This is a genomic window from Pseudomonas fluorescens, from assembly GCF_902497895.1.
Classification (GTDB): domain Bacteria; phylum Pseudomonadota; class Gammaproteobacteria; order Pseudomonadales; family Pseudomonadaceae; genus Aquipseudomonas; species Aquipseudomonas fluorescens_BP.
In genome coordinates this window covers 24238-44013 of record NZ_CABVHQ010000050.1, presented here as the reverse complement: position 1 = coordinate 44013, position 19776 = coordinate 24238, and the positions used below count along the sequence as shown (strand labels likewise).

Genomic DNA, 19776 nt, shown 5'->3' with positions numbered 1-19776 from the left:
GTATCTACACAACTTTGAAATCTGTGAAGGACTACGCCCGTAGCAGCTGCCGAGCCTGCGAGGCTGCGTTCGGCCGCGAAGCGGTCGTAAAATCAGGCAACACGCTTTTTCAGGTAAACCGCGGGCATAGGATTTGCGACGACTGCGTCCTCGAACGCAGCCTCGCAGGCTCGGCAGCTGCTACGGACTCAGCCCTACGCCGTATTCCAATGGTTGTGTAGATACCTATGCACAGAAGGCTCGGCGTCAATCCTGCTTCTGCCGCTACAATGCCCGCTCTTGCAAGGAGCCTGCATGTCCACCCTGATCACCGACTGGCGTCACCGCCTGACCCATCACCGCGTCTGGGCCCTCGCGGTGCCGATGATTGTGTCGAACATTTCCGTTCCGCTGGTGGCGCTGGTCGACAGTACGGTGATCGGCCACCTGCCCCACGCCCACCAACTCGGCGCGGTGGCGATCGGGGCCAACCTCTACGTGTTCCTGGCCTGGTCCATGGGCTTTCTGCGCATGGGCTCCACCGGGTTCGCCGCCCAGGCCGCCGGGCGGGCAGACGGTGCGGCGCTTCGGCAAATCCTGTTGCAGGGGTTGCTGTTGGCCATGGGCCTGGCGCTGCTGCTCGGAATCATTGGTGTGCCGCTGAGCGGCGTCGCCTTGCAGCTGATGCAACCTTCCGCCGAACTCGACCAGATGACCCGGGACTTCTTCCATACCCGGCTATTCGGGCTGCCAGCAGCACTGGCCAGTTTTGCCCTGGTGGGCTGGTTCCTCGGCACCCAGAACGCGCGCGCGCCGCTGGCGATTCTGCTCAGTACCAACCTGGTGAACATCGCCCTGAACCTGTGGTTCGTCCTTGGCCTGGAGTGGGGTGTGGTCGGCTCGGCACGGGCCTCGGTCATCGCCGAATGGACCGGCGCCCTGATCGGTCTGGCCATGAGCCGCAACGCCTTGCGGGCCTACCCGGGGAATATCGCCTGGGCCGCGCTTGGGCTGTGGCAAAGCTGGCGACCGTTGCTGGCGGTCAATCGAGATATCTTCATTCGCAGCCTGGCGCTGCAATCGGTGTTTTTCCTGATCACCGTGCAGGGCGCACGACTGGGCGACGCGACGGTTGCGGCCAATGCCCTGCTGCTCAATGGCTTGCTGCTGACCGCCCATGCGCTGGACGGCCTGGCCCATGCCGTGGAAGCCCTGTGCGGGCACGCCATCGGCGCCCATGACCGGCAGGCCTTGCGTCGCTCACTGGTGGTGGCCGGTGGTTGGTCGTTGCTGATCAGCCTGGGCTTCGCCCTGTTGTTCCTGGTGACCGGCCATCTGTTCATCGAGATGCAGACCGACATCCAGAGTGTGCGCGAAACAGCCTTCAGTTATTTGCCCTACCTCGCCGTACTGCCACTGATTGCAGTCTGGAGTTACTTGCTCGATGGCCTGTTCATCGGTGCGACCCGAGCCCGGGAAATGCGCAATGGCATGTTGTTGAGCGTCATCCTGTCGCTGCCGTTTGCCTGGGCTCTGCAGGGCTTCGGCAACCACGGCCTGTGGCTGACATTTCTACTGTTCATGCTGCTACGAAGCCTGACCCTCGGCGCTTTTGCCTGGCATCTGCGCAAGAACGACGGCTGGTTCAGCGCCCGCCACCACTGATCGAAGCACTCCGTTCAGGGGCGATGACCCTCCCAGGTATGGCGCAGGTGCTCAAGGCGCTCACGCGGGGTGCTGCCGCTCAATCGCTCGGGAACACTGGCCGTCGGGTAACGCAGACGCAGTTGCAACCAGTCATCGAGCACAGCATTGTCCCGAAAGCCGTGCTTGAGCCCCTCCTCCAGATGGCACCAGATAGTGCTGTAGTCACTTCCCGTCGAACGACTCCAATAATAGGCGTGGCGTTCCAGCAGGCATGTCTGCAGCTTGTCTTGCTGGCGGCGGCTCAGGCCGGGCTCGATGACCAGCTGGCTGCCCGCCAGCCGTGGATTCACCAGGTGTTGCCAACCCAGGCTGCCCACCGCCTTGTCGGCCCAGGTGCCGCCATACCAATACAGCTGGCTGATCGGCCCCAACCAGCTACTCAGTTCGCGGGCGTCACAGGCATCGAAAAAATAACTCGCGGTCTGTGGGTTGTAGTAGCTCAAGAGGCCTTTGTAGTGCAGCCCCAAGGTGACGGTGAGCATCCGTCGCAGATGCGTCAACAGCTCCTGTAACGGTGCCGCGCTGACCAGGAACAATCCCGGCCAGGCCTGTGGATCGGACTGACTGAGCGCAACCAGCGGCGAGTGTTGATCCAGCGCGACTAATAACGGCCCATGCCCGCTCAGCGAATGCAGGTCGGTACTCTCGAACAGGGCCTGGCAGTGGATGGCGGCAAAGTGTTGACGCAACAGCAGGCCTGACTCCGCAGAGCCCGGCAGATCGAGCAACAACCATTGCGCTGCGTGCCTTGGCATCTCGGCCACGCTCATACCCCACCACTTTTACCGGGCCGGGCCAGCAAACGACAGGTGCAGACGCTTTGTTTGCAGTGGCTGAAGCTGCCGCCTTCCGGCAGCAAGCACAGCAACACCAGAGGATGGCTAGCCTGCACCAGCGCCAGCAAGCCCTCCGGGTCAGATAGGGTTGGCGGTGGATCTGTTATCGGGACGCTGACGGACGATGGCGGCCGCGCCTCGAGAATGATCTGCGCACTGGACAGCCTGAGACCCGTTGCGCCGAGCGTGATCGCACTGTTGCCGACCTTGAAGAGCATTTCACTGCCGGCGTCGAACCTCAGCTCAATCTCGCCTGACAGCTGGATGCTTTGCCCGGCCCCGACAAATTTCTCGGGATCGAGGTGGGCCTGCAGTAATGCCAGCCCCGCGCACGGCTCAGCGGCAACAGGACTGGTCTTATCTGTCGATGCAGTCTGCACCCCGCCTCCCGATTGCGGCAGGCAACCAATGATCAGAGGCCGGTCCGGATCACCCTGGGCAAAACTGACCAGTACTTGCATGCCGGCCTTCACCTTTTCAATCGCTTCGCCTGCAAGCTCGTTCGATACGGGCACCCAACAGGGGCTTTGATTTGAGCCCTGCCCCTGATACAGCCAGTCAAACTGCAGCGGGATCATTCCCTGAGGAGCTTCCAGCGCTGGCGCGGGATCGACTACCCAGGCTCGCTGGATGCCGCTCATTCGCGGTTCTGGCAACGACCTGGCAGCCACGAAGGAAGCTTCCCGGGACGTAGCGCGGAAATGATTGCGGTACTGACACACCGATGGCCGCTCACCGGCAAACGTCTCGCTCGGACCTGAAGCCGGTGCCTGATACCCCTGATGCTGGATGCTGGTCAGCAGCCAGAGGCGGTTCCAATCGGTAAAAGGGTGTCCGGACAAGCGCATGAGTGAACCACTGCGCAGCCCGGCGAGATCGCTTTGGCCCTCGGCGACGCACTCGGCCCGGTCAGCGAATTCATCTGCCCTGAGTTGTGCGCTCACACTGAATTGCCGGATCCCGGGAGACTGCCCTTCAGCCAAATAAACGCAGCTGTCGCTTCGACTGGAACTCCTCTGTGTATCGGCAAACACCACGCAATGACCGCACCGTTGATGCTCAAAGTGGTAGTGAATACTTTCTTGCGCACACAAGCGCTGGAGAAACTGCAAATCCGATTCTCGATGCTGGGTACAGTAATCCCGCGCCCGATAGTCGCCCGTCAGCTCAAGACAATACCCCCCCTCACGAATACCGTGTTCGTGCAGCACCCGGCTGATGATTTCAGGCACCGTGAGCCGAGTGAAAATGCGCTGGCTGTAACGCTGTGCCAGACACGCCAGCTTCGGCCCCAGCCGCACACGACAAAACCTTTGCGGGGCGTAATGATTGTCTTGGCCAAGCCCGTGAATCTGCCCATGAATACCGCCCTGGCCGTTGATGAAATGAAGGTAGGCGCTGCGATACATGAGCCCCCCAGGTCCAGTTGCGGGTCATCGATGATCAGGAGCAACTCGAACACGAAGGGTTCGCTGATGGATTCGGTGCCCGTAAAGGACAAAACGTCAAGGGGATAGGGCAGGCCCGTTATGTCCAGACGAAAGAACGGTTCGCTGACTGGATTGGACATCAAGGTTTCTCTACAGGAAGGCGACCGGGGATTCTCGCTGAGAGACATGGCCGAGTAGAGAGCAAGAGCACAAGTTAGGAAGAGGACTACATGAAATGCAGAGTGAGCCGTCGAAAGCGCCAATAATCCAGGCCGATTGCGCATGAAAAATAAAGAGAGGTCGCACCAGGCTATCTGTAAAAACACACGAACTGCAGTGAATTTTCAGACAACCTGGGCCAACTGATTGCTAACTCAAGACGACAGGTAAGACGAACGCGTCAAACCCAGACGCAGGGCATCGAGGTACTGGGTACGCTCGGCGGCGCTGATCTTCGCGCTGGCGACTTTGTCGCGGTAGTGAGTCATCAACTCCTCCGGGGACAAATGCACATAGCGCAACATGTCTTCGATGGTGTCGTGAGTTTCGATACCGGCGCTGTACACCGAGCCATCCTGGTTCTGGTAGAGGTTCACCGAGTCGGTATCCCCGAACAGGTTGTGCATATCCCCGAGGATTTCCTGATAGGCGCCTACCAGGAAAACCCCCAGCAGGTAATCTTCACCGTCGTTCAGCGCATGCACCGGCAGGCTGGTCTCGATGCTCTGCTCATCGACGTACTGCTTGATCTTGCCATCGGAGTCGCAGGTCAGGTCTTGCAGCACGGCACGGCGCAGCGGCTCTTCGTCGAGACGGTGCAGCGGCAGGATCGGCAGCACCTGGCCGATCGCCCAGGTGTCCGGCAGGCTCTGGAATACCGAGAAGTTGCAGATGTACTTGTCGGCGAGCTTGTCGTTGAGTTCGTCGAGCACCTGACGGTGGGAACGCTGACGGGCCTTCAATGAGTTGTGCAGGCGACGGCAGACAGCGAAATAGCACTGTTCGCCCAGGGCTTTCTCGGCCAGGCTCAGTTTGCCATCGGCATACTGGGTGGCAATATCGCTCATGTAGTGCGTGGCGCGCCAGTAGGTCTCGGTGACCATTTCAATGTCGGTCGGGCCCAGCAGGTCCACCAGCCATTGCACGGTTTCCGGCAGGTTTTCCTTGTTTTCGATGACTGGCACGTCGTCGTTGTGCTTCTCGACGTCGGTCACCTGGACCACCAGCATGGCGTGGTGGGCGGTCAGCGAGCGGCCGCTTTCAGAGAAGATGTTCGGATGCGGCAGGTTCTGCGCGTCGCAGAATTCCTTGAGCATGCCGACCACGACACCGGCGTAGTCGTCCATGTCGTAGTTGATCGAGCTGGCATTGCGCGAGTGGGTACCGTCGTAGTCGACACCCAGGCCGCCGCCAACGTCAATGTGATCGACCGGCAGGCCAAGGTTGCGCAACTCGCCGTAGTAACGGATCGCCTCCTTGAAGCCGTGCCGGTAGTCATCCAGGTTGGCGATCTGCGAGCCCATGTGGAAGTGCAGCAAGCGAATGCCCTGGTCCAGGCCGGCTACGCGGAAACGCTCGACTACCGACAGTAGTTGCGCAGCGGACAGACCGAACTTGGATTTCTCACCGCCGGTGTCAGCCCACTTGCTCGAGGCCAGGGACGACAAACGCACCCGCAGACCGACCTGTGGCTTGACCTTGAGCGAGGCAGCTTCTTCAATCACCAGGCCGACTTCGGATTCTTTCTCGATCACGATGAATACGTTGTGACCGAGCTTCTGGCCCATCAGCGCCAGGCGAATGAATTCGCGGTCCTTGTAACCGTTGCAGACGATGGTCCCGCCCTTGGGCGCCAGGGCCAGTACCGCCAGCAATTCCGGCTTGGAACCGGCTTCCAGACCGATGGAAACGTTCTGGGTGGCGATGATGCTCTCGATCACCGCTTCCTGCTGGTTGACCTTGATCGGGTACAGCGCGGTGTACTTGCTCTGGTATTCCAGACGCTCGATATTGGCGTCGAATGCGCCAGTCAGCTGCCGTACGCGGTCTTGCAGGATATCCGGGAAGCGCACCAGCAGCGGCAAGGACAGGCCGCTCTTACGCAGCTCCTCGACTTGCTCGTACAGATCGATAGGCGAGCTGTTCGGGCCGTTCGGACGAACTTCGACGCGACCGGCATCATTGATCGCGAAATACCCGGCCCCCCAATGGCGAATCCCGTAAACACTGCGGCTGTCCGCAACTGTCCATTGGCTGCCATCGTCTTTGCGTGTGCGTCGTACGGACATCGAAGTCCCCTATAAATGAAGTCATAGAGCGTCACCTGAGATCAGGCTGGCGCAGTCTGAAGAATGAAAATGACGATTAGCCTGCATTCGAGGGGGATAGACCTCGCCTACAGCGCAGAGTTTAGAAACCGGTCATGAACAGGCTCTGTGAAAACCATGGAGACGACGGCAAACCTGAATCGGATCAGGACTGCGTCAAGTCGGGGTGGTCTTCACAGAGGCTGCTAACCGCCGGATTTCTTCGCTTTGAAACCGAGTTTGATCAGCTCTGCCAAGAGTAGTTCGACATGCTCGCCCTGGATCTCGATAACCCCGTCTTTCAACGTGCCACCGGTGCCGCAACGCTTTTTCAGGGTCGTGGCAAGCGCACCGAGCGCGTCTTCAGCCAACGGCACGCCGGTGATGGTGGTCACCGTCTTGCCGCCACGGCCCTTGTTTTCGCGACGCACGCGAGCAATGCCGTCGCCGGCAGGGATAACGGTTTGTTTGCAGATACAGGCATCCACCGGCTGGCTACAGTCCGGGCAATGTCGACCTGCGTCGGTGGAAAATACCAGGCCACCAAGGGCGGCGAAGGATGCGGCTTTTTTGGCCACCGGCAATCCTCTTGGGAGGACAAAGACTGGTCGCTGCACTTTGGCAAGTGCCATCGACCGCGAAGCCCCACTCAGGCAGGGGCAGCGCTACTGAACCGGGTAACCCTGCGTAGGAGCTGACGAGTGCAACGAGGCTGCGATCTTTGATTTTGACTCAAAAGCAAAGTCAAAAGATCGCAGCCTGCGGCAGCTCCTACAAAAAGCAAAACCGGTCCAGCTTGAAAAAGGTCGCGCAGTGTAACGGCAAAAAGCCGACTTGCTAAGAGCCAATCGGCGCCAATTTATGCATCTTTTGCGACGTCTGCGCCTTGTGCGCGCAGATAACGTTTCAAGGCTGCCAGAGAGTCCGGGCAATAAGGCCTTTGCGCAATATCCTGCATGACCTGCTCGATCGGCATAAAGCGCGCTTCCAGAACTTCTTCAGGCTGCAAGCGCAACGGCCCGTCCCAGACCGCCGAAAACGCCGAACACCAGAGTCGATTGCCGGTGTCTTCAAAGAAAAAGTGATCATGGGCGGTCAACTCGACACCGCTCACTCCCAGCTCTTCTTCCAGCTCACGGGCCGCCGACTCGGCGTAGGTCTCGCTCGCCAGTACCATGCCGCCGGCCGCCACGTCCCAGAAACCTGGGTAGATGGCTTTACTCAGGGTACGCCGATGCACGCACAGCTCACCGGCAGAATTGAACAGCATGATGTAGGTACCGCGACCGATCAGCCCGCGCTCGCGCAGATCGGAGCGGACCAGGGCGCCGAGCAGGTTGTCCTGCTCATCGACCCAGGCAATCTGTTCGGCATCCGAGGCCGCGCGATGTGCGTCCTCATTAGAGGTAGCGACCATGACTCAGCCCTGAGAAAGCAATTGACGCAAATCGATGACCGCCGCGTTGGCCCGCGAAATATAGTTGGCCATGACCAGCGAGTGATTAGCCAATACACCGAAGCCGCTGCCGTTGAGGATCATTGGGCTCCAGACCGGTTCCTGGGAGGCTTCCAGCTCACGAATGATCTGGCGCACGCTGACCGTGGCGTTCTTCTTGGCCAGGATATCGGCAAAGTCAACTTCGATGGCGCGCAGCAAGTGGGACAACGCCCAGGCTTGGCCGCGAGCTTCGTAGAATACGTTGTCGATCTGCATCCAAGGGGTTTCCACCACCTCTTCATCCACCTGTGGCACCTGGCCCGGGGCCACGACTTCGGTTTTCAGCGCAGTGTTGAGCTTGACCCGGCCGACGCTGGCCGACAGCCGTTGCGACAGCGAACCCAGACGGGTGCCCACATCACCCAGCCAATTGTTCAGGTTATCGGCACGGGAATAGAACAGCGCGCTCTTCTGGTTCGGATCGGACAAACGGGTCTGGTAACGGGTCAGGGATTTCATCCCTTCCTCATACTCGGACTCACTGGAAGGCAGCACCCAGCTTCTGTTGTCGAAATTGAAACGCGGTTCGGCCTTGGCCAGATCAGCGTCCTCGGTGGACTGCGACTGGGAACGGGCGAAATCCTTACGCAGGGCACGGCTCAGGTCACGCACCTGCACCAGCACCCCGTATTCCCAGCTCGGCATATTGTCCATCCACAAGCCCGGCGGAAAACGGTCGTTGGAAATATAGCCACCCTGCTTGGTCAGCAGCGTACCGGCAACGGTCTTCAGGGTTTCCACCGTGGTGTAACCGATGACCATCTGCTTGCCTTGCCTCTCGGCCTCCATCTGGGCGTTTTGCTGAACCGGAAACAATGCCGGTTCCTGGCTCCAGTACCAGCCCAGGACAATGGTCACCAGCAGGTAAAGGGCGAGCAACGTAGCCAGGGCGCGGCTGAACAGCAAACCACCGAAATAACTGCGGGTTGCCGATTTCGGTTCAGCGGCCCGTTCAGGCGCGCTGCCTGCGCGGTTCTTCCAGTCCAGCATGGCTATATCCTTTCGATCTCGGAATTCATAGGTTCGACAGTAACCCTACCCCATCGTGCCTCGGCCCGAGCGGATTTATCGCTCGCAATACCTGGCGTCGCACAATAGGCGCGGATCACCGGCCCACTATAAATGAAGCACAGTCGCGAGCCTATGCGACCAGTCGGTCAGCAACCGAATAGTGTCACTGCACCGTTTATTGACGTGCGACACTCATCCAACTGAAAAGAGGTGCTAGCATAGAGCCACTATTGAATCTCAGCATGCCCCCTACCTAGTTGTCAGGATATGACCGAGCCAGAAGACCCCAGCCGTGAGCGCCTCAAGCACCACTTTGCCCAGCGGGTCATTCATCAGGCACGTCAAATTCTTGAGATATGGCAACGCCTGCAGCGCAGTGAATGGTCTAGCGTCGACCTGTCCGAGCTGAGCGAAGCCAACTTGCGCCTGCTGCGGTTTGCCGAACGATTCGAACAACCCGAACATGCTCAGCTGGCGCGCAGTATCGGCGATTCGCTGCACGCGGTGGATGCCAACCGCGGGCGCCTGAGTAGCGGACTGATTACCGATCTCAATCGCTTGATGCAACGCTTGTCGCGCACCGGCCTGCGGCATGGCGACCAGCTCGAACAAACCTTCCTGCCACCGCTGCGCAAGCCGATCTACGTGATGCTGCAGGATCACGGCCGCGCCGAGCGGCTGGCCAAGCAGCTTGAGTTCTTCGGACTCAGTGCTCAATCACTGGACAGTGTCGCGGCGTTTCGCTCCTCGCTGGTGGAGCGGCTGCCCGCTGCGATTGTCATGGATGTCGACTTCTGCGGCACCGGCATGGGCCTGAAACTGGCGGCCGAAGCCCAGGAAGGCCTGGAGCACAAGTTGCCCCTGCTGTTCTTCAGCCTGCACGAAACCGACACCCCGACCCGTCTCGCGGCCGTGCGCGCCGGCGGTCAGGAATTTCTGACCGGCACCCTCGAAGCTTCGAGCCTGCTGGAAAAAATCGAAGTGCTGACCTGCGTCGCCCAGTACGAACCGTACAAAGTGCTGATCATTGATGACTCCCGGGCCCAGGCCCTGCACACCGAACGCTTGCTCAATAGCGCCGGGATCATCACCCGGACCCTGATCGAGCCGATCGAGGCGATGGCCGAGCTGGCGGACTTCCAGCCAGACCTGATCATCCTCGATATGTATATGCCGGCCTGTACCGGTACCGAACTGGCCAAGGTCATACGCCACAACGACCGCTACGTCAGCGTGCCAATCATCTACCTGTCGGCCGAAGACGACCTGGACAAGCAGCTCGACGCCATGAGCGAAGGCGGCGACGACTTCCTGACCAAGCCGATCAAACCGCGTCACCTGATCACCACCGTGCGCAACCGTGCGGCCCGGGCACGCAGTCTCAAGGCGCGGATGATTCGCGACAGCCTGACCGGCCTGTATAACCACACCCATATCCTGCAATTGCTCGAAGATTGCAGCTTTCGCGCTCGTCGCGAAAGCAAGCCGCTGAGCTTTGCGATGCTCGACATCGACCATTTCAAACGGGTCAACGACAGCCACGGCCACCCTATGGGCGACCGTGTGATCAAGAGCCTGGCGCTGTTCCTCAAGCAACGCCTGCGCAAGACCGACTTCATCTGGCGTTATGGCGGCGAAGAGTTCGCCATCGTCATGCCCGACACCGATGTCGAATCGGCCTACAAAGTGCTCAATGAAATCCGCCAGCGTTTTTCCGAAATTCATTATCCAGCACAACCTCAGGATCTCTGGTGCACCTTCAGCGCCGGCGTCGTAGAGCTGCGCGAGGGCTCCGACAGCCTGATGATGGCCAGCCAGGCAGATCAAGCGCTGTACCGCGCCAAGCACGCCGGACGCAACTGTGTGCAAGTCGCTCTGGCATAAAAGCAAAGTGCCACCTTTTCCTCTGAATCCACCGAGCCGGTCATAACCTTGTAACAGAAACGCAATAACTTCAGGCGCTTACCGTTCCGTCGTTGGTAGACCCTAGATGCGCCTGAAGCTGCTGACCAATCTCAACACCCTCCTCTTAGTCGCCGTTTGCCTCGCCCTGGGTGCCACGCTCTGGTGGTCGCAACGCGCGCTGGAGCGCCCCTACCTGCTGATGGAACGTTACCTGGGCCTGTCCCAGCAGTTCCAGAATCAGGTGGCGCGCAATATCCAGGACTATCTGGCCAGTGGCGATGCACTGCGCCTGAGCAGTGCCGGCCAGGCCATCGAAACCCTGCAAAGGGAGCTCGACGAATTGCCGGACGAGCTAGCCCAAAGCTTGCGCCCAAGCCTTTCGAGCCTGGGCGAGTTCAGCAAGACCGAGCTGTTGGCCGCGGGCAAACTCGCCGGCGATCCGCAAGCCTTGCTGCTCCAGGCCGAGCGCGAGCTGGGCGGCAACCTGGAACAACTCAGCCAATACGCCACGGGCGCCGATAACCCGAATGCCACAGGCTATTTGCCGTTGTTGCTGGCGGCGTCGCAGCACCTGGCCAAGCTGTCGCTGGCCCGGGACAAACTGGTCAGCAGCGGCCGTAGCGAGCTGGCGGCGGATGTCGAGCGTGAAGTCAGCAACATCCGCAGCCAGGCCGAGCAATTGGAGGCCTTGGCATTGTTAGGCGTCAGCGCCAGCAGCGAATCGAACAGCGACGACTTCGCCGCCATGATGGGGCTGGAGAACACTGAAAAAAGCCTCGTCGAAGATACTGGCATCGGCCTCAAGCGCGAACTCAACAGTCTGCTGACACGCTACCCCGCCGAGCTCGCCCGTACTCGCCAGCAGATCCAGCAACGGACCGAACTCAGCACTGCGACACACCTGAGGATCGCCGCTGTTGCCCAGGCTATTGCCGGCCTGGAACCCGCTGTCCGCGCCCAACACGGGCAGATTCAGAGCGAAGTGCGGATCATCCAGGGCTTGATGATCGGCCTGATCCTGCTGATCGCGCTGCTCATCGACACCTTGCAACGGCGTCTGGCGCGAGTGCTGACCAACCTCGCACCGGCCTTGTCGACCTGGGCTGAAGGCGACTTCAGTCGGGATATCCAGTTGGGCGCCACCAACCGCGAACTGCACGACATCGAAGCGTCGCTGAATCGACTGCGGGCGTATCTGGCCGATCTGGTGGGAACCATCCGGCAAAACGCCGAACAGGTCGCCGGCAGCAGCCGCGCGCTAGCCGAGTTGAGCAGTGGTCTGCACAGCGGCGCCGAACGCCAGGCCGGGGATACCGCGCAAATTCGCGACTCATTGGGTGAGCTGGAAGCCACAATCCAGCAGGTAGCCGGTGATGCCAGCCAGGCCGCGGACGCCAGCCGTCAGGCCGGGCTTGCCGTCGAACACGGGCAGAAAGTCATCGGTCTGAGCCTCATGGGGTTGCATGCCTTGGTCGGCGAGGTGCAAGGCAATGCGCAGATGATCGAACAGCTGGCCGAAGAGTCGGCGACCATTGGCGGCGTGCTCACAGTGATCCGTTCGATTGCCGACCAGACCAATCTGCTGGCCCTCAACGCCGCCATCGAAGCCGCTCGCGCCGGGGAGATGGGCCGCGGTTTTGCCGTGGTCGCCGAAGAAGTCCGTACCTTGGCGCAACGCACCGCTGGCGCCACCGCCGAGATCCAGACGCTGATCGCCGGCCTGCAACTGGCCGCCCGCCAATCGGTGGAAGGCATGCGCGCTCAAGTCGAACACGCCGAAGCCACGGCCAATCAGGCCCAGGCGGCTGACGGTGCGCTGGACGAAATCGTCGGGGCGATCCAGACCATTTCCGACACTGCGGTACGCATTGCCGATGTCACCGCCCAACAGAGCGGTGCCGTCAGCGAGATCCGCGATCACAGCGAGCGGATCCACCAGCTGGGTGGGAATAACTTGCTGAGAATTGGCGAGGGTCGCAGCCAGGGGGAACATTTGCTGACATTGGGCGGGCAGCTGCATACGGCCGTGCAGGCATTCAGGGTCTGAAAGCGCCCCTTGTGGTGAGGGGGCTTGCCCCAATCCGTAGCAGCTGCCGAAGGCTGCGTTCGGCCGCGTAGCGGTCGTAAAATCAAGCGCCGCGGTATTCCCGACTCACCGTGGAAGCCGGATTTACGACTGCTGCGGTCGAGCGCGACCCCGGTCCGAACGCAGCCTTCGGCAGCTGCTACGGTCCGCGTACCGCCTAAACTGGTATTAGGGCAAGCCCGCAGGTATCGAGAGGGCACTAACCATTGTGGCAAGTGCCCTGCGCCCTCTCCCTGCACTCCCCGCCCCACTCCGCTATCATGCGCACACTTCCGATACGCGAGATCGCTATGCGCCGCTTGCTCTGCCTGATGCTGTTATTGCTCGCCCTGCCGGTGACCGCCGCCGGGTTGCTGGACAGTCGCCCCAGTTCGACCCTGGGCTCGGTCAATAACAATTCCGACTTCCTGCCGGTACGCGAAGCCTTTCAACTGAGTCTGGTAGAGAGCACGGCGCAATCGATCAAGCTGCGCTTCGTCGCCAGTGAAGGTTATTACCTTTACCGCCATCGCTTTCAGTTCCGCACCGAGCCCGCAGACGTCACGCTCGGCGCCGCCCAACTGCCTCAGGGTGAGCAGAAACACGATGAGTATTTCGGCGACGTCGAGGTCTACCACGGGATTCTCGAGGTAGAACTGCCACGCCCGGCCGGCGACCGGCGCCCCTTCAGCCTGGCAGTGACTTACCAGGGGTGTGCCGATAAAGGCCTGTGCTACCCGCCTGAAACCGAGCGGCTGAATATCGCGGGCGAGCCTTCTGCAACAAGCGGTGCCGAACCCCCGGCCAGTGACCTTCAGACACGCTGGAACTGGCGCGAACTGGCGCTGTTCTTCCTCGCGGGAGTGGGCCTGACGTTCACCCCTTGCGTGCTGCCCATGCTGCCGATTCTCTCCGGTGTGGTGTTGCGCGGTCAGGTCGGCGGCTGGCGCGGTTTCAACCTGTCGCTCGCCTATGTGCTGCCGATGGCGGTCTGCTTTGCCCTGCTCGGGGCCCTGATGGGCATGTTCGGCGCGCAACTGAATCTCCAGGCACGCCTGCAATCAGCCTGGGTTCTGGTGCCGTTCGCGCTGTTTTTCGCGGTGTTTGCCCTGGCCATGTTCGGCATTTTCGAACTGAAACTGCCCCATGCCATCAGCAGCCGCCTGGATCGTGTGGCCAATCGCACCGAAGGCGGTTCCTTGTGGGGCGCCGCCGTGCTGGGGGTGGTTTCCAGCCTGCTGGTTTCGCCGTGCGTTTCGGCGCCATTGGCCGGCGCCCTGCTTTATATCAGTGCCAGCGGGGATGCGCTGGGCGGGGCACTGAAACTCCTGCTGCTGGGCCTGGGCATGGGCGCGCCGTTGCTGCTCATCGCCACGGGCGGCGCAGCCTGGCTGCCGAAAAGCGGGCCATGGATGCTCTACGTTAAAAATGCCATAGGGGTTCTTTTGCTTGGGCTGGCGATCGGTTTGCTCAGCCGGGTGCTGCCCGGCCAGGCCACCTTGTTGCTGCTCGGCTTGCTGGCAGCGGGTGTCGGGCTGTTTCTTGGCGCCCTCGAATTCATTTACAAGCCACCTAGACAGCGTCTGGCGCAGCTGCTGGGGATGTTTCTGTTGTTCTACGCGCTGGCCTGCTGGTATGGCGCATTCAGCGGCCAGACCGACCCGCTGAGTCCGATTGGCCGCTCACTGGCCGTCAATTCGGCCACTGGCGTCCCGGCTCAAAACACCAGCCAATGGCAGACCATCAGTAGCCCTGCTGAACTGCAGCGTACCCTCGCCGAGGCCAGGACTGCCGGCACTCCAGTGCTGCTCGACTGGTACGCCGACTGGTGCATCAGCTGCAAAGTCATCGAACATGAGGTGCTTAACGAGGACAACGTCGTCGAACGCCTCAAAGGCTATCGCCTAGTGCGCTTTGACATGACCGCCAGCAACCGCGAACAACGCGCCCTGCTCGACCGTTACAAACTGTTCGGACCGCCAGCGCTGATGTTTTTCGGCAAAGACGGTCTCGAACACGCAGACCTGAGGGTGATCGGCGAGATCAATGCAGCGGACTTCGCCGAACGTGTCGCCAGGGCGAATGACCGGACTTAATCGGTCGGTGATATATTTCGCGCAAACATCGGGCATCGTGCTGGCTATTGCAGAGAACTGGACAGTCACAAAGGCTTTGCGGCATAGTCGCCGGGTTCTGACAACTGCACACAGATAACAAGGAACTGCAGATGGCGACCCTACTGGTTTTGCACGGCCCCAACCTGAACCTGCTCGGCACCCGCGAACCGGGCGTCTATGGTGCAGTCACCCTGGCTCAGATCAATCAGGATCTGGAACAGCGGGCGCGTAATGCCGGGCACCATTTGCTCTACCTGCAAAGCAACGCCGAGTACGAATTGATTGATCGCATTCATGCCGCGCCCGGCGAGGGTGTGGATTTCATTTTGATCAATCCGGCAGCTTTTACGCATACAAGCGTCGCATTACGTGACGCGCTGCTGGCAGTGAGCATCCCATTCATCGAAGTGCATTTGTCAAACGTGCACAAACGCGAACCTTTCCGCCATCACTCTTACTTCTCCGACGTAGCGGTGGGAGTGATCTGCGGCCTTGGCGCCAGCGGTTATCGACTGGCCCTGGAGGCCGCCCTGGAACAGCTTGAACAACAAGCTAAACGCCCCTGACCGACCCTTGGGAGTTGATGATTCATGGATATCCGTAAAGTTAAGAAACTGATCGAACTGCTGGAAGAGTCCGGCATCGACGAGCTCGAGATCAAGGAAGGCGAAGAGTCCGTACGGATCAGCCGCCACAGCAAAACCCCGGCTCAGCAGTACTACGCACCTGCTCCTATGTCTGCTCCGGTTGCCGCGCCTGTCGCTGCCGCCGCACCGGTTGCCGCAGCACCTGCCGCACCGGCCGCTCCAGTGCTCAACGGCACCGTTGCCCGCTCGCCGATGGTGGGTACGTTCTATCGCAAATCTTCCCCTGGCTCGCCGTCCTTCGTTGAAGTCGGTCAGAGCGTGAAGAAAGGCGACACGCTGTGCATCGTCGAAGCCATGAAGATGATGAACCACATCGAAGCTGAAACCAGCGGTGTGATCGAATCCATCCTTGCTGAAGACGGCCAGCCGGTTGAGTACGACCAACCGCTGTTCACCATCGTTTGAACCGCGGAGAGCCAACGATGTTGAAACCTGCGAAGTTGGAAAAAGTCCTGATCGCCAACCGCGGTGAAATTGCCCTGCGGATCCTGCGCGCCTGTAAAGAGATGGGCATCAAGACCGTCGCCGTTTATTCCACGGCCGACAAAGAGCTGATGCACCTGGGCCTGGCGGACGAATCCGTCTGCATCGGTCCGGCATCCGCCGCAAAGTCTTACCTGCACATCCCGGCGATCATCGCGGCCGCTGAAGTGACTGGCGCCACCGCCATTCACCCAGGCTACGGTTTCCTCGCGGAAAACGCCGATTTCGCCGAACAGGTCGAGAAATCCGGCTTCGCCTTCATCGGCCCGAAAGCCGAAACCATCCGCCTGATGGGCGACAAGGTTTCCGCCAAGCACGCCATGATCGCTGCCGGCGTTCCAACCGTTCCGGGTTCCGATGGCCCACTGCCGGAAGACGAAGAAACCGCTCTGCGCATTGGTCGCGAAGTCGGTTACCCGGTGATCATCAAGGCCGCTGGCGGCGGTGGTGGTCGTGGCATGCGCGTTGTGCATAACGAAGAAGACCTGATCTCCTCGGCGAAACTGACCCGCTCCGAAGCTGGGGCAGCGTTCGGCAACCCGATGGTCTATCTGGAAAAATTCCTGACCAACCCACGTCACGTGGAAATCCAGGTGCTTTCCGATGGCCAGGGCCAGGCCATCCATCTGGGTGACCGCGATTGCTCGCTGCAACGTCGCCACCAGAAGGTTCTCGAAGAAGCCCCGGCACCGGGCATCGACGAGAAAGCACGCCAGGAAGTCCTCGCTCGCTGCGTCAAGGCCTGCATCGACATCAACTACCGCGGCGCGGGTACCTTCGAGTTCCTTTACGAGAACGGGGCGTTCTATTTCATCGAAATGAACACTCGAGTTCAGGTAGAACACCCGGTATCGGAAATGGTCACCGGGATCGACATCGTCAAGGAGATGCTCAGCATCGCCGCCGGCAACAAGCTGTCGTTTACCCAGGATGACGTAGTCATTCGTGGTCACGCGCTGGAATGCCGGATCAACGCCGAAGACCCGAAAACCTTCATGCCAAGCCCTGGCACGGTCAAGCATTTCCATGCCCCGGGCGGCAATGGCGTGCGTGTCGATTCGCACCTGTACAGTGGCTACGCAGTACCGCCGAACTACGACTCGTTGATCGGCAAACTGATCACTTATGGTGCAACCCGTGAAGAAGCCCTCGCGCGCATGCGCAATGCGCTGGATGAAATCGTTGTCGACGGGATCAAGACCAATATCCCGCTGCACCGCGACCTGGTCCGCGATGAAGGCTTCTGCGAAGGTGGCGTGAACATCCACTACCTGGAACACAAGCTGGCTGCCCAGCATTAAGATGTGATCCAGACCAACAAGGCCGCTTTCGAGCGGCTTTGTTGTTTCTGGAGAAAATCAAAAGATCGCAGCCTTCGGCAGCTCCTACAAGGGACTGGCGTACACATGTAGGAGCTGCCGCAGGCTGCGATCTTTTCGGCATATACCCTATGGTCGTCTTCTGCGCTCGGCTCGCGTAAACTGGCGGGCTTCTCGTAGCCATCAGGCTGCACACTACATTTTTCAAAGGTGCCCGCCATGCCTTGGCTGCAAGTCCGTCTCGCCATCAGCCCAGAACAAGCCGAAACCTACGAAGACGCGTTCCTGGAAGTCGGCGCCGTTTCGGTGACGTTCATGGACGCCGAGGATCAGCCGATCTTCGAGCCAGAGCTCAACACCACTCCGCTGTGGTCCCACACCCATCTGTTGGCGCTGTTCGAAGACGGCACCGAAGCCGCCAGCGTGCTGGCCCATATGGAGCTGCTGACCGGCGGTCCACTGCCCGAGCATCACAGCGAAATCATCGAAGACCAGGACTGGGAGCGCAGCTGGATGGACAACTTCCACCCGATGCGCTTCGGCCAGCGCCTGTGGATCGTTCCAAGCTGGCACGCCGCGCCGGAGCCAGACGCCGTCAACCTGCTGCTCGATCCGGGGCTGGCGTTCGGTACCGGCACTCATCCGACCACGGCGCTGTGCCTGGAATGGCTCGACGGTCAGGACCTGAAGGGTTGCAACGTGCTGGACTTCGGTTGCGGCTCGGGGATCCTGGCAATTGCCGCCTTGCTGCTGGGCGCCAAAGAAGCGGTCGGCACCGACATCGACGTGCAGGCGCTGGAAGCTTCCCGCGACAATGCCGGGCGCAACAACATCGCCGAAGCGCTGTTCCCGCTGTATCTGCCGCAAGATTTGCCACAGGTTCAAGCCGATGTACTGGTCGCCAATATCCTCGCCGGCCCGTTGGTTTCACTGGCTCCGCAACTGTCCAGCCTGGTCAAGCCCGGCGGGCGCCTGGCACTGTCGGGCATTCTCGCCGAGCAAGGCGTTGAGGTCGCAGCGGCCTACGCCCAGGACTTCGAGCTGGACCCGATCGCCAATCGCGAAGGTTGGGTGCGCATTACCGGCCGTCGGCGCTAGAATGGACGCCTGCATAATCCGGATTGCCGCATGACCGACAGCTTCGTCACCCAGTGCCCGCATTGCCAAACCAGCTTTCGCGTCAGCCACGCCCAATTAAGCGTGGCCCGCGGAGTGGTTCGTTGCGGCTCATGCCTGCAGGTGTTCAACGCCGCACGGCAGTTGCTGGAGCAAGGCTCTGGCAAGGAAACCGACGCGCCATTGCCCGTCGAGCCCGCCGCCCCCCGGGCGATCAGCCAGAAGCAGTGGACGGCCGCCGAACTCGACCTGGACGACCTCGACGAAGAACTCGCCAGGCTCGAACAGCGGGAAATCCAGCCGATCATGGACCTCGGCCAGGAACGCAAGCCCAGGGAAGAGTCGCTGAGCGCACGCCGGGAAATCACCGGCGGCGAGGAAGAACAGTGGACTGGCAGCCTGTTCAGCGAACCGACGGCCGAACGCGCGCAAGTGATCGAGCCCATTGAGCCTCTGGCCAATGCAGACCGCCAGCCGCCAGCCCCGATCGTCGAGCCGGACAGACCCGGTCGCACCGAACCCTCGCTGTCGTTCAAGCTTGACGATCTGCAGGACGAACCCGAGGCCCCGCTGGTACGCCTGGAGCCGGAGCCGCCAGCACCAGAACATTTCGAGCGCCTGAGCGCGACGGATGTCGCTGACGAAGAACTGCTGGAGGCCGAGCCACCGCGCAAGAAGCGCACACGCAATGAACCTGGCTTGCACGACGAGGTGCTCCAGGATCTGATCGACGAACCCGTGCAGCTTGATTGGCAAAAGCGCCGTTCCCCCTGGGGTCGACGTTTTCTCTGGGGACTGCTGATTCTGCTCGGCGCCGCAGCGCTGGCAGGTCAATACGTTGCCTATCACTTCGAGGAACTGGCCCGCCAGGACCAGTACCGCCCGTGGTTCCAGGAGCTGTGCCCGAAAATCGGCTGCGCGGTGCCGTCCAAGGTCGATATTGCCCGTATAAAGAGCAGCAATCTGGTGGTCCGCAGTCACCCGAACTTCAGCGGCGCGCTGATAGTCGATGCGATCATCTACAACCGCGCACCGTTCTCTCAACCCTTCCCGTTGCTGGAACTGCGTTTTGCCGATATCAATGGGCAGCTGATCGCCAGTCGGCGCTTCAAGCCGAGCGAGTACCTCAGCGGCGAACTTGAAGGCCTGGCAGAAATGCCACCACAGACACCGATCCATATCGCCCTGGACATCCTCGACCCCGGCCCTAAAGCGGTTAATTACAGCCTGAGCTTTCATTCGCCCGAGTGAAACGCTTGAGTCAAGCGGTGCGATCACGGTTTGACGGCGTTTTTCTGACTTTCCCGTCCCGGTCCAAACTGTTGGCGATAACAGAATAACTGTTCAGATTTTATCC

The 19776-nt window shown here is 60.6% G+C and carries 15 protein-coding genes; 9 read left to right on the top strand and 6 right to left on the bottom strand.

Features of this window, described 5'->3' with window-relative positions; all coding sequences use genetic code 11:
* Nucleotides 1-294 precede the first annotated feature (294 nt).
* The gene (locus F8N21_RS21985) at nt 295-1644 is read left to right on the top strand and encodes an MATE family efflux transporter (protein WP_150644111.1); all 1350 of its coding nucleotides are present in this window, start codon (nt 295-297) and stop codon (nt 1642-1644) included.
* 14 nt (nt 1645-1658) lie between these two features.
* On the opposite strand, the gene F8N21_RS21980 is transcribed toward F8N21_RS21985, so the two are convergent.
* From F8N21_RS21980 to F8N21_RS21955, 6 genes are all read right to left on the bottom strand, one after another.
* Nucleotides 1659-2456, bottom strand: a complete 798-nt coding sequence (locus F8N21_RS21980) for a DUF4123 domain-containing protein (RefSeq protein ID WP_150644110.1) — start codon at nt 2454-2456, stop codon at nt 1659-1661.
* A complete protein-coding gene (locus F8N21_RS21975) occupies nt 2453-3931 on the bottom strand; it encodes a contractile injection system protein, VgrG/Pvc8 family (protein WP_150644109.1) in 1479 nt (492 codons plus the stop codon). Before F8N21_RS21975 ends, F8N21_RS21980 begins: the two co-directional genes overlap by 4 nt.
* Nucleotides 3932-4326: 395 nt before the next feature.
* Nucleotides 4327-6240, bottom strand: coding sequence for an arginine decarboxylase (gene speA / locus F8N21_RS21970; protein WP_150644108.1), 1914 nt, complete (start codon nt 6238-6240; stop codon nt 4327-4329).
* A 224-nt stretch (nt 6241-6464) separates the two neighbouring features.
* Nucleotides 6465-6836, bottom strand: a complete 372-nt coding sequence (locus F8N21_RS21965; protein WP_150644107.1) for a translation initiation factor Sui1 — start codon at nt 6834-6836, stop codon at nt 6465-6467.
* Between the two features lie 281 nt (nt 6837-7117).
* The gene (locus F8N21_RS21960; protein WP_150644106.1) at nt 7118-7675 is read right to left on the bottom strand and encodes an NUDIX hydrolase; all 558 of its coding nucleotides are present in this window, start codon (nt 7673-7675) and stop codon (nt 7118-7120) included.
* Between the two features lie 3 nt (nt 7676-7678).
* Nucleotides 7679-8746, bottom strand: a complete 1068-nt coding sequence (locus tag F8N21_RS21955) for a DUF2333 family protein (protein ID WP_150644105.1) — start codon at nt 8744-8746, stop codon at nt 7679-7681.
* A 288-nt stretch (nt 8747-9034) separates the two neighbouring features.
* Between F8N21_RS21955 and F8N21_RS21950 the strand changes: the two genes are divergently transcribed.
* From F8N21_RS21950 to F8N21_RS21915, 8 genes are all read left to right on the top strand, one after another.
* The gene (locus F8N21_RS21950; RefSeq protein WP_150644104.1) at nt 9035-10651 is read left to right on the top strand and encodes a response regulator; all 1617 of its coding nucleotides are present in this window, start codon (nt 9035-9037) and stop codon (nt 10649-10651) included.
* A 106-nt stretch (nt 10652-10757) separates the two neighbouring features.
* Nucleotides 10758-12719, top strand: coding sequence for a methyl-accepting chemotaxis protein (locus F8N21_RS21945; protein WP_150644103.1), 1962 nt, complete (start codon nt 10758-10760; stop codon nt 12717-12719).
* Nucleotides 12720-13048: 329 nt separating this feature from the next.
* A complete protein-coding gene (locus F8N21_RS21940; protein WP_150644102.1) occupies nt 13049-14833 on the top strand; it encodes a protein-disulfide reductase DsbD in 1785 nt (594 codons plus the stop codon).
* A gap of 131 nt (nt 14834-14964) precedes the next feature.
* On the top strand, nt 14965-15420 hold the full coding sequence (aroQ, locus tag F8N21_RS21935; protein ID WP_150644101.1) for a type II 3-dehydroquinate dehydratase: 456 nt from the start codon (nt 14965-14967) through the stop codon (nt 15418-15420).
* 24 nt (nt 15421-15444) lie between these two features.
* A complete protein-coding gene (gene accB, locus F8N21_RS21930; protein WP_150644100.1) occupies nt 15445-15906 on the top strand; it encodes an acetyl-CoA carboxylase biotin carboxyl carrier protein in 462 nt (153 codons plus the stop codon).
* Nucleotides 15907-15923: 17 nt separating this feature from the next.
* Nucleotides 15924-17285 (top strand): acetyl-CoA carboxylase biotin carboxylase subunit, encoded by a 1362-nt coding sequence (gene accC / locus F8N21_RS21925; RefSeq protein ID WP_150644099.1) that lies wholly within the window; start codon nt 15924-15926, stop codon nt 17283-17285.
* A gap of 237 nt (nt 17286-17522) precedes the next feature.
* Nucleotides 17523-18401 carry a 50S ribosomal protein L11 methyltransferase gene (gene prmA, locus F8N21_RS21920; RefSeq protein ID WP_150644098.1) on the top strand — a complete coding sequence of 293 codons (879 nt, stop codon included), beginning with the start codon at nt 17523-17525 and terminating at the stop codon, nt 18399-18401.
* Nucleotides 18402-18431: 30 nt separating this feature from the next.
* Nucleotides 18432-19670, top strand: coding sequence for a DUF3426 domain-containing protein (locus F8N21_RS21915; protein WP_150644097.1), 1239 nt, complete (start codon nt 18432-18434; stop codon nt 19668-19670).
* Nucleotides 19671-19776: the final 106 nt, after the last annotated feature.